Below are 13,158 nucleotides of genomic sequence, written 5' to 3'. Positions count from 1 at the left end.
ACAGGACGTTGGAGGAAAAATGCCCGATACCGAGAAGAAGCAACGGCCGCTGGCGTCCGTGACCGATAGCGAAGCGCTCGAATTTCATGCGATGGGACGGCCGGGGAAGCTTGAAATCACCCCGACCAAGCCGATGGCGACGCAGCGTGACCTGTCGCTTGCCTATTCGCCTGGCGTGGCCGTTCCGGTGAAGGCGATCGCCGCCGACCCGGCGACCGCCTACGACTATACGACGCGCGGCAACATGGTGGCGGTCATCTCGAACGGCACGGCGATCCTCGGCCTCGGCAATCTCGGGGCATTGGCGTCGAAGCCGGTCATGGAAGGCAAGTCGGTGCTCTTCAAGCGCTTTGCCGACGTCGATTCCATCGATCTCGAAGTTGATACGGAAAATGTCGACGAATTCATTAACTGCGTGCGCTTCCTCGGCCCGTCCTTCGGCGGCATTAATCTCGAAGACATCAGGGCGCCCGATTGCTTCATCATCGAGCAGCGCCTGCGCGAACTGATGGATATCCCGGTTTTCCACGACGACCAGCACGGGACCGCGATCATTGCCGCGGCCGGCCTTATCAACGCACTGGAATTGACCGGCCGCGACCTGAAGACGACCAGGCTCGTCTGCAACGGCGCAGGGGCCGCTGCAATCGCCTGCGTCGAACTCATCAAGGCATTGGGCTTTGCGTCCGAGAACATCACGCTCTGCGACACCAAGGGTGTGATCTATCAAGGCCGCACCGAAGGCATGAACCAGTGGAAGTCGGCGCATGCGGTCAAGACCAAGGCGCGGACCCTCGAGGAAGCCATGAAAGGCGCCGATGTCGTCTTCGGCCTCTCGCAGAAGGGTGCCTTCTCCGACACGATGATCCGCTCGATGGCCGAGCGGCCGATCATCTTTGCCATGGCCAATCCCGATCCGGAAATCACCCCTGAGGAAGTGGCCGGCATCCGCGACGATGCCATCATGGCGACGGGCCGATCCGACTATCCGAACCAGGTCAACAATGTCCTCGGTTTCCCCTATATCTTCCGCGGCGCGCTTGATGTCCGCGCCACGACGATCAACGACGAGATGAAGATCGCCGCCGTCAAGGCGCTGGCCAGCCTGGCGCGCGAGGACGTTCCCGACGATGTCGCAGCCGCCTACCAGGGCAATCGTCCGCGCTTCGGCGCGCAGTACATCATCCCGGTTCCCTTCGATCCGCGGCTGATTTCGGCGATCCCGGTCGCGGTTGCACAAGCTGCGATCGACAGCGGCGTTGCCCGCAAGGTGATCGCCGATATGGCCGGCTACGCCCGTGAACTCTCGGCCCGCCGCGATCCGATCGCCTCGACGCTGGCAAGCCTCTACGAGCGTGTGCGCCGCCGCCCCAAGCGGCTTGTGTTTGCCGAGGCGGAAGAAGAGCAGGTGATGCGCGCGGCGCTCTCCTATGCCAACCAGGAACTTGGCACGGCGATCCTGCTCGGCCGCGAGGACCTGATCCGCGCGACAGCCGAGCGCGCCGGCATCGATCTCAACCGCCCCGGCCTTGAGATCGTCAACGCCCGCATTTCGACCCGCGTCGAGGCCTATATCGATTATCTCTATGCACGCCTGCAACGCAAAGGCTACCTGCATCGAGATGCGCAGCGCCTGATCCATAACGACCGCAACCATTTCGCCGCCTGCATGGTGGCGCTCGGCGATGCGGATGGCATGGTCACCGGCATAACCCGCAACTATTCGACTGCGCTGGACGACGTCCGCCGCTGCATCGACATGAAGCCGGGGCATCGGGTGATTGGCGTTTCCATTGCGCTCTGCCGCGGCCGCACCGTCTTCGTTGCCGATACCGCCGTCCACGACATGCCGTCTGCTGAGGAGTTGGCCGATATCGCTGTCGAAGCTGCGGGTTTCGCGCGTCGCATGGGCTATCAGCCGCGCGTCGCCATGCTTGCCTACTCCACTTTCGGCCATCCGTCGGGTGAGCGCTCGGAGCGGGTGCGCGAGGCGGTCAACATCCTCGACAAGCGCCGGGTCGATTTCGAGTATGACGGCGAAATGGCGGCGGACGTGGCCTTGAACCGCAAGGTCATGGAGCAGTACCCGTTCTGCCGCCTGTCCGGCCCGGCAAACGTGCTCGTCATGCCGGCCTTCCATTCCGCATCGATCTCCACGAAGATGCTGCAGGAACTCGGCGGCTCGACCGTCATCGGCCCGATCCTCGTCGGTCTCGACAAGGCCGTGCAGATCACCTCGATGGGCGCGAAGGATTCCGACATCGTCAACATGGCGGCAATCGCAGCCTACACGGCGGGATCGTAATCGGGGTCGGGGGAACTAGCAATTCCCGCAAAACTGCATAGCGGTTTTTCGTTCGGAATTGCGTCAAAACAAAAGGTTAGAGCGTCTTCGCGATTCGGAGAAAAGCGGAAATGCCCTGCTGCCGGCACCTTCTCCCGGGTGGGGAGAATGGACAAGGGGCACCCGATCTAGCGGATGAGGCAACCTTCCTCTTCTCCCCAGCAGGGAGAAGGTGGCCCAAAGGGTCGCAGGAGGGAGCTGAACGGCAGAACATTGAAGAAGCGCGCATGCGCCGTCATCGCCAATTGGGGTGGCGTACCCACCTTGGCAAAATCAGAAAATCAGCTCGAGAACCGCCCGGCGTCTGCGCCATAGTAGTTCAGATATCGATCAGAGATGCTGGAGATCGGAAGAACGATCAACACGTCCGTCGTGTTGAACGCCTTGTCGACGACGGCGGTGGAGCCGACCATGGCGCCGAGGCGCAGGTAGCCCTTGATTAGCGGCGGCAGTGCCGCCAGCGCCCGCTTCGGGTTGATCGCCTCGACAGGCATCAGGTCCATGTCACGGGCAAGGTGCGGCAGCGCGCTGACCGCCCATTCGTCCTTGGCGACAACATTGTGATGAAGGAACGACAGCGCCAGAGCGTGGCTTTCCGGGTGAACGCCAGGGAATGAGGCGCAGCCGAACATCGCACTCATGCCATGCTTCAAGGCGTAGGCCCAGTTGCCCTGCCAAAGGAGCTCGACGATCCGCTTGGTCCGGTAGTCGGGCAAAACGCAGGAGCGGCCTAGCTCCATGAAGCGTTTATCCGGATGACGCGCAATCAGCTCGTCTATCGCGAATTCGGAAGCCGAGTAAAATCCGCCGTTCGCCATTGCGACGTCCTGTCGCAGCAAGCGGTAGGTGCCGACGATCTGGTCTTCGCTGTCGCCTTCAATCGAGCGGTCAAGCACCAGCAGATGGTCGCAGAAAGCGTCGTAGGCATCCACATCGCGCTTGCGTCGCATCGCCTCGGCAGGCAGTTGCGCCTGCATCTCCTCGACGAAGACGCGGTAGCGAACCGCCTGGGCCGCATCTACTTCGCTCGGCGTCCGGGCGAGGCGGGTTTCCAGATTGCCGATGCGGCCGAGCACATCGCTTTCCTTCGGCGCAGCCTGTCTCGATGGCCGGTGAGCCTCGGTGACGGTGTCACGGTTGAAGGTGTCTACGGACATGACGATTCTTTCATTGCCGGCTTTGAGACGCCATAGAACACTTATATGTTACATGAAAGTGACATTTTTAACCCCCTGATACGCAGGAAACGCACGGGCTGGTTGGACCGTTATAGCGCCTCTGCGCGGCGTGCAGAGAGAGCGGCGACAGCTTGAACTTCCGTCAGAAGCCTTATCGGATCGACAGGTTTCAGCATGACGCGGTTTGCGCCGTTCAGCAAGACTTGGCGACGCGATTCGTCGCGCTTGTCGGCGGTCAGGACGACGATAGGCACGGGAGGAACGTCGAGCCGGCGTTCATGGCCGCGTAGCCGGCCAAGCATTTCGATACCGTCGCCGCCAGGCATGGAAAGATCGCTGATGACGATGTCGGGACGCACGCTTCCTTCCGCCAGCGCCGCGTCGAGCAGCGCCTCGAAGTGATCGACGTGCTGCACGCTGTGTCCGGCCTTTTCGAGCATGGCACGGATCAGCATCGCGTTGATCGGATCGTCCTCGGCGAGCAAGATCTTGAGCCCGCTCTGAATGCCTGCTTCCGGAATGGCGGCGCTGAAGCCCGGCTGATTGTCGTTCAGCGCATCGCGCTTTTCCATGCCGCGCATGCGCCCGCGCAGGACGTCGATCAGCGACTGCTCGCGCAGCGGCCGGATGAGCCATGAATCGAAGAGATCGAGCGAATGGGCATTGCGCTCTTCCGGATTGACCAGGAAGATCTTGCGCAGGCCGAGTGCGGCGATATCCGCGCGGTCGGCAAGGTGTGTCGCGAACTCGCCGGACATGCGGTGATCGACGATGATATCGGTCGGGCGGCGGCCGCGGCGGGCTATATCGAGCAGTGTCCGCCGTGCGCTCTCGCCGTCCTCGACGAAATGGCAGCTGCCGCCAAGCGTTGCGATCGTTTCGGAAATGGCCGTGCGGGCGGCGCCCGCCGGCGCGAGCAACACCACAATGTTGCCGGCAAGCAGGCCGTCGCGCCGCGCCCGGGTGTGCTCGTCGTGTTCGATGCCGAAGCGGATACTGAATTCGCTGCCTGCTCCCTTTTCGCTGGCGACCGTCAGCGTGCCGCCGAATTCGCGCATGATGCGGGCTGAAATGGCAAGGCCGAGGCCGGTGCCGCCGCTCTTCTCCACCATGCCGCCGCCCTGCTCGAATTCGCCGAAGATGCGCGACTGCTCCTCTTCCGTCATGCCGGCTCCGGTATCGGTCACCGTGATCAGCAGGTCGTCGTCCTCAAGCGAGACGCGGATGAACACGCCGCCGAGCTGCGTGAACTTCACGGCATTGCCAATGACGTTGAACAGAACCTGGCGCAGGCGCGCCGGATCGAAGTTCATGACATCGGGAACGTCCGACGACACCGTCGCGCCGATCTCGATACCTTTTTCGTGCGCCCGGTGGGCCAGCATTTCGACAACGCTTTCCAGCAGCTTGCGCAGCGATTCGGAGCGGGGCCGCAGCTGGAATCGGCCGACTTCGATCGTTGAGAAGTCCAGGAGATCCTCGACGAGATGGGTCAAGGCATAGCCGGATTGATGGATGCCGGTCAGGTAGTTCTGCTGCTCCTGCGTCAGTCGCGTCTCGGTCAAAAGATGCGCCATGCCGAGGATGCCGGATAGCGGCGTGCGGATCTCATGGCTGACGGTGGCAAGCATCCGCGACTTGGCCGCGCTGTTGTCTTCGGCCTTCTGCCGGGCTTCCTCGCGCGCTTGGGCGGCAAGGCGTTCATCGGTGACGTCGCGGGCGATGCTGTGCAACAGAAGCCGCCCGCCGCTCGCGTCGCGCGTGATGACATCGCGCCAGAAGAAGATGCGCTGCCCCTCGGGCGTCGAGATCTCCACATCGTAGCAATGTGGTTCGGCACCGGGCCGGAAGGCGATACCGATCTCCTCGCAGGTCTGACGCTCGGGGGTGAGCCGACCGGTCAGTCGGCGAAACATGTCGTTTGCGCCGATGATCCGCCGATCCATGGTGCGGGTAACGGTGATGTCGCCAAGTGCGTCGTGGACGTTGGCAAAGAGGTCGGCACTCCCGCGTCGGCCGGCATTCTCGCGCTGCTCGTCAGCCGTGGGTGCGATACGCAGGCGCGCCGCAAGAACGGCCACGAAGAAAAGGGCGGCGACTGCGATGCTTCCAAGACCGATCGAAAGGATCAGCAGCCCGCCGCCATAACCGAGCGCCAAGAGCGCAAGCGAAGCGAGAAGACCGGCGCCGCCGAGCCAATAGGACAGCAGTCTGCCCCTCGCGACGAGGAAGGGCGATCTCCTGCCCGGCTCGGATGTCGAGGCAATCGTATCCTCCGCCTGCTCATCTTCTCGATGAGCAGGATGCCCGCCAAATGCGGTAGCCAGCTTTTCATGCAATTGACCCAGACCGTGCATGATGAACCAGCTAACATGCTGGCCGTTCCGAATGCCTTCAGCAAACCGGTAAAACTTTAGCGATCCGAGCTTTTAGGTTGCACCAGCTCGTCCAGAATCACGCATCCCGCGCCGATCGTGATGAAACTGTCGGCGAGGTTAAAGACCGCGAACGACCAGGTCTCCGTATGAAACAGGATGTAGTCGACCACGTGACCGTAAAGGAAGCGGTCGATCAGGTTGCCGAGCGCGCCGGCAATGATCAACGCGTAGCCGAGGTGTGCGAAGGTGCGCTGCTTTCCGGTACGTCGCCAGAGCCAGATGACGAAGCCGACGATGATCAGCCGCATGCCGACGATGAACCAGCCGTCCATGCCCGACAGCATCGAGAAGGCCACGCCGAGATTGTATGTGCGGTAGAGCGCCAGCATCGGGATGACGGGAACCATCTCCTGCAACGGCAATGTATGGTCAACGACGATCTTGACGATCTGGTCGAGGACGACGGCGATGACGATGAAGATCAGGATCGGGAGCGGGCGCGAAAAGAGCGCTGGTCGGTCTGGCGTCTGCTCTGTCATTTGGCCTCGGAGAGCGAGAGGAGATGGCGCCGCGCTTCGAACATCATGACGGCGCTGGCGACGGCAAGGTTGAGCGAGTCGGCGCGCCCCTGCTGCGGGATGCGGGCCAGCGCGTCGGCTTCCTTTGCCAGTGGCTCGGGCAGGCCGGACTGCTCGTTGCCCATCAGGATGACGACTGGCTTCTTTTTATAGTCGATCGTCCGGTAGTCGACGGACCCTGAAAGATGCGTGGCCACGACGGAGACGCCGGCGTGCTTCTTCCACGCGATGAATTCTTCCGTGGTGGCACGGGCGACCGGCACGGCAAAGACCGAACCCATCGTGGCGCGCACGGTCTCGAGCGAGAACGGATCGGTGGTTTCCCCGATCAGGATGACACCCGAGGCGCCGGCCGCGTCGGCGGTGCGGATGATCGTGCCGAGATTGCCGGGATCGCGGACACGGTCGAGCGCGATCCACGTTTCGCCCTGCTTGGGATGGATGTCCCGAAGCGTCTTCCAGCGGCTTTCAAAAATGCCGACCACCATCTGCGGATTGTCGCGTCGGGTGATCGAGGAGATCACCTTCTCGCTGACTTCGAGCACCAGTCCGCCGGAAGCGATGGTCTTGGCCGCCATCTGCTCGACCAGCGGCTTGCCTTTGGCGGCCTTGGCGTAAACGAGCGTGCGGATCGTCCAGCCGAGTTCGATCGCGTCGATCACCAGCTTTAGGCCTTCGGCCATGAAGGTGCCGCTCTCTTCCCGGGCCTTCTTGTTCGTCAGCCCCTTAATGTCCTTGATGATGGGATTGGCAAGCGAGGTGACCTCTTTCACCTGTCCGACCTTATGAGGGCCCGAGCCCCTGTGTTCATGGCTCATTTCGGCACCCAGCGGGAGAAGAGGGAGGTGGAGAGCGCGCGGCTCGGTGTCTTGCCGTCCAGCCCCGCCTCGCGGATCACGAGCTCGCCGGACTCGACCACGCCGCCGGCGCCGCGCATCGTCTCGCGCATCAGCTCGTGGATCGAATAGAAGCTGGCCCGGATCGAATAGGCCGTCAGCACGAGGCCGACCGCCTTCGGCGACAGGATCTCGCGGCAGACGTCGAGCATCAGCGGCAGATGGTCGAACAGATGCCAGACTTCGCCGTTCGGGCCGCGACCGAATTTCGGCGGGTCGGTGAGGATGATGTCGTAGCTATTGCCGCGGCGTTCCTCGCGCAGGATGAACTTCATCGCGTCTTCGCAGATCCAGCGGATCGGCGCCTTGTCCAGGCGGCTGAGCGACTGGTTTTCGCGCGCCCAGCCGATTGCCTTCTTGGAGGCGTCGACATGAGTGACCTCCGCGCCGGCCGCAGCCGCAACCAGCGACGCGACGCCGGTGTAGCCGAAGAGGTTCAGCACCTTGAGCGGGCGTCCGGCTGCCTCGACCTGTTGCTTCATCCACGTCCAGTGGACGATCTGCTCGGGAAATACCCCGACATGGCGGAAGGAGGTGAAACGCCCGAGAAAATCGACGCCGAGCAGATTGAGTGGCCAGGTCTCGCCGAGCGCTTCCTTGGGGAAGCGCCAGCGTCCCGTGCCCTCTTCGTCGGTATCGCCGGTAAAGGCGGCATCGACTTTTTCCCAGACATGCGCGGGCAGCGACGGCCGCCACAGCGCCTGGCCTTCCGGGCGAATGATGCGATAGGGGCCATACTGCTCCAGCTTCTCGCCATTGCCGCTGTCGATCAGATGGAAGTCGCCGGCGCCGAGCGATTCGAGGATAACGGGCACCCGTTCGGCCGGACGCTCTCCGGTTCGCACCACCAGCGGCCGTTCGCCTGCCGCCGGGGAGGCGGGTTCGCGCGGTGCGTCCCGCACGGCGGCGGGCTTGGCCACAGGCTTTAGCGGGCGGCTGGTGCCGCGATCGTCGCTGCGGCGTCCGCCGGAGGGACCGGCGGCGGACTTTTGGCCCGGCCGGCGTTCTTTCTGTCTCAACGTGGTCTTCCGCCTGCTGAATTCGATAGAGTTGGTGCAAATAGCATTCCGTTTCACCTTGGCAAAGCGCTTTCCCGCTGTGATAGTTTGAGGCAGGTCGAAATGGGAGGATTTCGGATGGACTTGACAGGTGAAGAACGGATCACCGCCCCGCGCGATGTCGTATGGGCTGCGTTGAACGACCCGGAGGTGCTGAGGCAGTGTATCCCCGGCTGTCAGAACCTCGAACTGAAGTCGCCGACGGAGCTCGCCGCAACCGTCAAAATCAAGATCGGCCCCGTTTCTGCCACCTTCAACGGCGAGGTCACGCTCTCCAATATCAACGCACCGGAAAGCTACTCGATCTCAGGTGAAGGCAAGGGTGGCATTGCTGGCTTTGCCAAGGGCGGCGCCGACGTGACGCTGAAGGAGGACGGCACCGATACGATCCTGCTGTACCGGGCAAACGCCCAGGTCGGCGGCAAGATCGCCCAGCTTGGGGCCCGGCTGATCGACTCCACCTCGCAGAAGCTGGCGCAGCAGTTTTTTTCGGATTTCAACGCTGCCGTCAGCGCAAAGGCCGCAGAATAAGGAGCACGAAGCAGTTGGCAGGCCCTGCGGCGTCGTCTAATCCGATATCCATGAAGTGGATCATCAGAGCGCCCGAGAGGCCGGACCGCGAAGAACTCGCCGATATCTATCACATGGTCCGCCGCGAGACCTTCACCTGGGTCGCAGCGTCCCAATTTCATCACGGGGATTTCTTCGCCCATACGCAGGGCGAGATCGTTTGGCTGGCGGAGACGCCGCGAGGCGAGATAGCCGGCTTCATGACGCTCTGGCCCCCCGACGAATTCATTCACATGCTCTACATCCGCAAGGAGTGGCAGGGGAAGGGCGCGGGCAACGCTCTCCTGAAAGCATTGCCGGACTGGCCGCGCCAAAGATACAGGCTGAAGTGCCTCGTCAACAACCGCCGCGCCAAGGCCTTCTATCTGGCCAACGGTTTCATCGTGACCGGCAGCGGTACTTCGGCCGAAGGCGACTATGAAGAGCTGAGCTTCATTCCACCAGAGTAGCGGCCGCCGGCCGGTGCCCTACTGCAGCTGCGGCTTTCTCAGAAAGGCGTTCCGGTCGGCTGACCGCACACGCAGCCAGGCTTCTCGGCCATCGCGCAGAACCCGAATGGGAATTTCGGCGCCCGCAGCACCGCTGCTCCAGACTTTCCGATAGAAGTCGGCGAGCCCGTCGACTTCTCCGTCGCGTATCTCCGAGATGATGTCGCCCTGCTGCAGGCCCGCCTGATCGGCGGGGCTTCCCTCCGCCACGCTCATCACGATAACGTCGCCGTTGCTCTCCGCTGAAAATGCCCCAAGCCATGGCCGCGGCGGCTTGTTGACCTGGCCGCGCGTCAGGAGGTCGTCGAGGATCGGCGGCAAAAGGTTGATCGGCACGACCATGTTGATGTCCGCGATCTCGCCGCTCTGGTTCATCTGCAGGCGCAGCGAGCCGATCCCCAGAAGCTTCCCATTCGAATCGACTAGCGCCGCGCCGCCCCAGGAGGGGTGGGCGGGTGTCGTGAAGATCGCTTCGTCAAGCAGGTATTCCCAGTAGCCGGCGAACTCCTGCTTGGCGACGATCTTCGCCTCGACGAACTGGCCGATGCCGTCTGCCAGCACGACAGGATCGCCGACGCCCGCTTTGGCCGCATCGCCGAAATCAAGCGCGGGAAGCCCGAGGTCGCCCAGAGCCTGCAGCAGACCAAAGCCGGTTTCCTGGTCGTAGGCAAGCGCGTGAGCGGCGACGACGCGTCCCTCGTTCGTCGTCAGCCAGACCTCTTCCGCTTCGGTGATCAGATAGCCGATCGTCAGCACCAGCCCGGACTCTTTGATGACGACGCCGCTGCCCTCGCGGCGGATGCCAAGCGCATCGGCCGTGAAGGCATCTTCCGGGATTGAGGTACGTACGGCCACGACGGACCGCAGGATTCTATCGATATTCATGGTTTCATCCTCTAAGGCGTGGCGCTGAGGCGGTGAAACTGCTGTGCATGGCAGGCGCGCAACGGATCTCTTGTGTATAGCTATGAAGGCACATCGCTCGCGGCAAGCCTTCGCCATCCGAATTTCTTGGTGATGGTGCGCGTCAGCGCGCTCCCGGCGTTATCGCGAGGGGAGCTGCCCTGCGATTTCCTCGGCGCGCGTCTTGTGCCGATCGGCTTCGCTCTGCCAGCGAATGGCTTCCTTCGCCTCGGAGCGGGCACGCTTGCGGTGTTTGCTCTGGGTGAGCCATGTGGCCGCCGAGCCGACGACCATGCCTATGATGAGCGCTATAAAGATGAAAACGAAGAAGGGAGCGGCGAGCGACAGCACCTGATCGTCTGGCCGGAAGGGGTTGAACGCCATCGAAACCGTCTGCCGATTGGCGACGCAGAAGACGATGAGGATGATGCCGAGAGGCAGAAAAATAAGAAGGTTGAGGATCTTCTTCGTCATGCTTCGGTCTCCATATGCCTCGGCCGCGCGATCGTTGTGCGGCACCGTCTTTCAGCCACAGGATAGTAAGGGCGGCGTGAAGTTCAAGTGCGTTTTCGTCGCGCGGCAGCGCCAGACTGAGATCAATCGTCCTGGTCGTTCTGTCCGGGATTCAGCCTTTCGCGCAGTTCCTTGCCGGTCTTGAAGAAGGGGACCCACTTCTCCTCGACAAAGACCGTATCGCCGGTGCGCGGGTTGCGGCCGGAGCGCGAGGGGCGGTTCTTCACCGAAAAGGCGCCAAAGCCGCGCAGCTCGACTCGATTGCCTGCCGCGAGCGCGTCCGTGATCTCGTCTAGGACCGCGTTGACGATATTTTCGACGTCGCGATGATAGAGATGCGGGTTGCGTGCCGCAACTATCTGCACCAGTTCGGACTTGATCACTGTCGCCCCCTTAAATTATTGATTTCTTATCAATCGCGGCCAACCTGCCAAACTGAAAGGAGCCCGTCAAGAAGCAACTTCTGCGGCAGAATTCCGCTAAGGTCTTCGCTTCTCGCAAGATCGCCGTAGCCGAGAAGAGTCAATACACGCGACGCCGCCCCGGCGAGCAGAAACGGCGTGCTGCTCTTCTTGTCCCAGTCGATTTCCGGCAGCTCCTTGTCGATTTTTCGCGTCGCCAGATAGGCGCGGATTTCGTCGTTGCCGCCGATCTGATCGATCAGCTTGACCTTGAGTGCCTGGCGCCCGGTGAAGATCGTGCCGTCGGCAAGTTTCAGCACCTCGTCACGCGGCAGCTTGCGTCGGTCGGCGACCAGATCGACGAACCAGCCGTAGCTGTCAACGACCATGCCGTTGATCATCGCCTTGGCTTCCTCGCTGGCGGGATGGAAGGGCGATGGCTCTGCCTTCAGCGGCGAGGACTTGATCTCTTCCATCGAGACGCCGAGCTTGTCGAGCAGCGGCTTGACCTGCGGATACTGGAATATGACGCCGATCGAGCCGGTGATCGAGCTGTCCCCGGCGATCACCATGTCGCCTGCCGTTGCGATCATGTAGCCCGCCGAGGCGGCAAGGGTGCGCACATCCGAGACGACAGGCTTCTTGGCGGAGATGGCGCGGATCGCCTTGAAGATTCGTTCGCCGCCGTAGGTGGTGCCTCCAGGCGAAGAAATGGACACGATGACGGCCTTGACCGCGTCGCTCTTCTCGATTGTGTCAAGCCGATCGAGAAGTTCGCTGTCATCGGTGATCAGCCCCGAAATGGTGACGTGGGCGACATGCGACCGCCTTGTTGCAGAATCGCCGAGAAGAAATCGATAAGCGGCAAGCCCGAGCGCCACGATCAAGAGCACGGCGACGATGCGCCAGAAGCCAAGCTTGCGGCGCAACCTGCGGCGATCCGCGATCATTGAACTGTCCATTCTTTCCTCCAGATCCGCAATGCTCGTGCAACTCCATCCATCTAGAGTTCCGCAGAGGTGCGGAAATGCCGCTTTGCCGGGTTTTGTGGTTTTCTTGCTTGTTGCAGAAAAAAATCCATATTGGCAAGCCAGTGTAATAATGCGAAACGAACTGTGATCGGGCGAGCAAATGCTTATATACGTTACCGATCGTCGACACGGACCGGATTTATGCTCAACACATTGAACAACGGCGGACAGGCTGCCTACGCGAATTCCGCGAGGAGCGCCTATGGCGACGCGCGGTTTCACTCGGCGCGGGTTCGCCGGCTGAAGGTGCTGCTTCCTGTCGCTGCCGTGATTGTTTCCCTGGTGTTCATCGGCGTTTCGGTGATCCGCACTTACTTGCCCGAGAACATCAAGATCGAAGGCGCAAGGATCGAAAACGGCAAGGTCGTGATGCAGAAGCCCGCGATCTCGGGCCGCAACGCCGCCGGGATCAACTATTCGATGCTTGCCGAACGCGCGCTGCAGGACATCAAGAACCCAAATCTCATCACGCTCGAAACTGTCAAGGCGGCGGTGCCGATCAAGGACGATCTGATTGCCCGCGTCGAGGCGACGACGGCCGACTACGACCGCGCAACGGACAATCTGGACGTCAAATCACCCTTCACCATCAACTTGAGCAACGGCCTGACAGCCAAGTTCCAGACCGCGCAGGTCGACGTCAAGGGGGGGAAGCTGACGACAAGCGATCCCGTTACGATAGAAAAAGATGGCGCATCGGTTGTTGCGCGCTCGCTCAAGATGACGGATAAGGGTCGAACGATCACATTCGAGGGGGATGTACGCATGAATGTTGATCCATCCGTCATTCGCAAACAGGGCACTTAACAAGCCGGGTCAC

General features: G+C 61.9%; 13 protein-coding genes. 4 read left to right on the top strand and 9 right to left on the bottom strand.

Annotated elements, in window-relative coordinates; translation table 11 throughout:
• Positions 1-19: 19 nt before the first annotated feature.
• Positions 20-2,305 carry an NADP-dependent malic enzyme gene (locus AC1DMK_RS14095; protein ID WP_477859754.1) on the top strand — a complete coding sequence of 762 codons (2,286 nt, stop codon included), beginning with the start codon at positions 20-22 and terminating at the stop codon, positions 2,303-2,305.
• A gap of 320 nt (positions 2,306-2,625) precedes the next feature.
• Here the strand turns inward: AC1DMK_RS14095 and olsB are convergent, their stop codons facing one another.
• From olsB to AC1DMK_RS14070, 5 genes are all read right to left on the bottom strand, one after another.
• The gene (olsB, locus tag AC1DMK_RS14090; protein ID WP_037060528.1) at positions 2,626-3,501 is read right to left on the bottom strand and encodes a l-ornithine N(alpha)-acyltransferase; all 876 of its coding nucleotides are present in this window, start codon (positions 3,499-3,501) and stop codon (positions 2,626-2,628) included.
• Positions 3,502-3,611: 110 nt separating this feature from the next.
• Positions 3,612-5,879: a hybrid sensor histidine kinase/response regulator gene (locus tag AC1DMK_RS14085; protein WP_477859751.1), complete on the bottom strand. Its 2,268-nt coding sequence runs from the start codon at positions 5,877-5,879 to the stop codon at positions 3,612-3,614.
• A gap of 56 nt (positions 5,880-5,935) precedes the next feature.
• Positions 5,936-6,439: a signal peptidase II gene (lspA, locus tag AC1DMK_RS14080; RefSeq protein ID WP_477859749.1), complete on the bottom strand. Its 504-nt coding sequence runs from the start codon at positions 6,437-6,439 to the stop codon at positions 5,936-5,938.
• Positions 6,436-7,296, bottom strand: coding sequence for a TrmH family RNA methyltransferase (locus AC1DMK_RS14075; protein WP_037060532.1), 861 nt, complete (start codon positions 7,294-7,296; stop codon positions 6,436-6,438). The genes lspA and AC1DMK_RS14075 overlap by 4 nt, the downstream gene beginning before the upstream one ends.
• Positions 7,293-8,393, bottom strand: a complete 1,101-nt coding sequence (locus AC1DMK_RS14070; protein WP_037060533.1) for a class I SAM-dependent methyltransferase — start codon at positions 8,391-8,393, stop codon at positions 7,293-7,295. Before AC1DMK_RS14070 ends, AC1DMK_RS14075 begins: the two co-directional genes overlap by 4 nt.
• A gap of 117 nt (positions 8,394-8,510) precedes the next feature.
• Here AC1DMK_RS14070 and AC1DMK_RS14065 point away from each other — a divergent pair, with 117 nt between their 5' ends.
• Positions 8,511-8,963, top strand: a complete 453-nt coding sequence (locus AC1DMK_RS14065) for an SRPBCC family protein (protein ID WP_477859748.1) — start codon at positions 8,511-8,513, stop codon at positions 8,961-8,963.
• A gap of 50 nt (positions 8,964-9,013) precedes the next feature.
• Positions 9,014-9,451 (top strand): GNAT family N-acetyltransferase, encoded by a 438-nt coding sequence (locus AC1DMK_RS14060; RefSeq protein WP_037060535.1) that lies wholly within the window; start codon positions 9,014-9,016, stop codon positions 9,449-9,451.
• A gap of 18 nt (positions 9,452-9,469) precedes the next feature.
• Here AC1DMK_RS14060 and AC1DMK_RS14055 read toward each other — a convergent pair whose 3' ends face one another.
• The 4 genes from AC1DMK_RS14055 to sppA form a co-directional block, all read right to left on the bottom strand.
• On the bottom strand, positions 9,470-10,375 hold the full coding sequence (locus AC1DMK_RS14055) for a S1C family serine protease (protein WP_037060536.1): 906 nt from the start codon (positions 10,373-10,375) through the stop codon (positions 9,470-9,472).
• Between the two features lie 159 nt (positions 10,376-10,534).
• Entirely contained in the window at positions 10,535-10,867 is a 333-nt protein-coding gene (locus tag AC1DMK_RS14050) for a lipopolysaccharide assembly protein LapA domain-containing protein (RefSeq protein WP_037060936.1), read from the bottom strand.
• 122 nt (positions 10,868-10,989) lie between these two features.
• Entirely contained in the window at positions 10,990-11,289 is a 300-nt protein-coding gene (locus AC1DMK_RS14045; RefSeq protein ID WP_037060539.1) for an integration host factor subunit beta, read from the bottom strand.
• Between the two features lie 29 nt (positions 11,290-11,318).
• On the bottom strand, positions 11,319-12,269 hold the full coding sequence (gene sppA / locus AC1DMK_RS14040) for a signal peptide peptidase SppA (RefSeq protein WP_037060540.1): 951 nt from the start codon (positions 12,267-12,269) through the stop codon (positions 11,319-11,321).
• A gap of 210 nt (positions 12,270-12,479) precedes the next feature.
• Here sppA and lptC point away from each other — a divergent pair, with 210 nt between their 5' ends.
• The gene (gene lptC, locus AC1DMK_RS14035; protein WP_037060542.1) at positions 12,480-13,145 is read left to right on the top strand and encodes an LPS export ABC transporter periplasmic protein LptC; all 666 of its coding nucleotides are present in this window, start codon (positions 12,480-12,482) and stop codon (positions 13,143-13,145) included.
• Positions 13,146-13,158: the final 13 nt, after the last annotated feature.

This window comes from Rhizobium sp. 05L419, assembly GCF_056397845.1.
This window is presented reverse-complemented; position numbering and strand designations above follow the sequence as displayed.

Excerpts from the sequence above, each read along its gene's own strand:
- lptC (WP_037060542.1), top strand. The coding sequence starts at position 12,480 with ATGCTCAACACATTGAACAACGGCGGACAGGCTGCCTACGCGAATTCC.
- AC1DMK_RS14050 (WP_037060936.1), bottom strand. The coding sequence starts at position 10,867 with ATGACGAAGAAGATCCTCAACCTTCTTATTTTTCTGCCTCTCGGCATC.
- AC1DMK_RS14055 (WP_037060536.1), bottom strand. The coding sequence starts at position 10,375 with ATGAATATCGATAGAATCCTGCGGTCCGTCGTGGCCGTACGTACCTCA.
- lspA (WP_477859749.1), bottom strand. The coding sequence starts at position 6,439 with ATGACAGAGCAGACGCCAGACCGACCAGCGCTCTTTTCGCGCCCGCTC.
- AC1DMK_RS14060 (WP_037060535.1), top strand. The coding sequence starts at position 9,014 with ATGAAGTGGATCATCAGAGCGCCCGAGAGGCCGGACCGCGAAGAACTC.
- AC1DMK_RS14065 (WP_477859748.1), top strand. The coding sequence starts at position 8,511 with ATGGACTTGACAGGTGAAGAACGGATCACCGCCCCGCGCGATGTCGTA.
- AC1DMK_RS14075 (WP_037060532.1), bottom strand. The coding sequence starts at position 7,296 with ATGAGCCATGAACACAGGGGCTCGGGCCCTCATAAGGTCGGACAGGTG.
- sppA (WP_037060540.1), bottom strand. The coding sequence starts at position 12,269 with ATGGACAGTTCAATGATCGCGGATCGCCGCAGGTTGCGCCGCAAGCTT.
- AC1DMK_RS14085 (WP_477859751.1), bottom strand. The coding sequence starts at position 5,879 with ATGCACGGTCTGGGTCAATTGCATGAAAAGCTGGCTACCGCATTTGGC.
- olsB (WP_037060528.1), bottom strand. The coding sequence starts at position 3,501 with ATGTCCGTAGACACCTTCAACCGTGACACCGTCACCGAGGCTCACCGG.
- AC1DMK_RS14095 (WP_477859754.1), top strand. The coding sequence starts at position 20 with ATGCCCGATACCGAGAAGAAGCAACGGCCGCTGGCGTCCGTGACCGAT.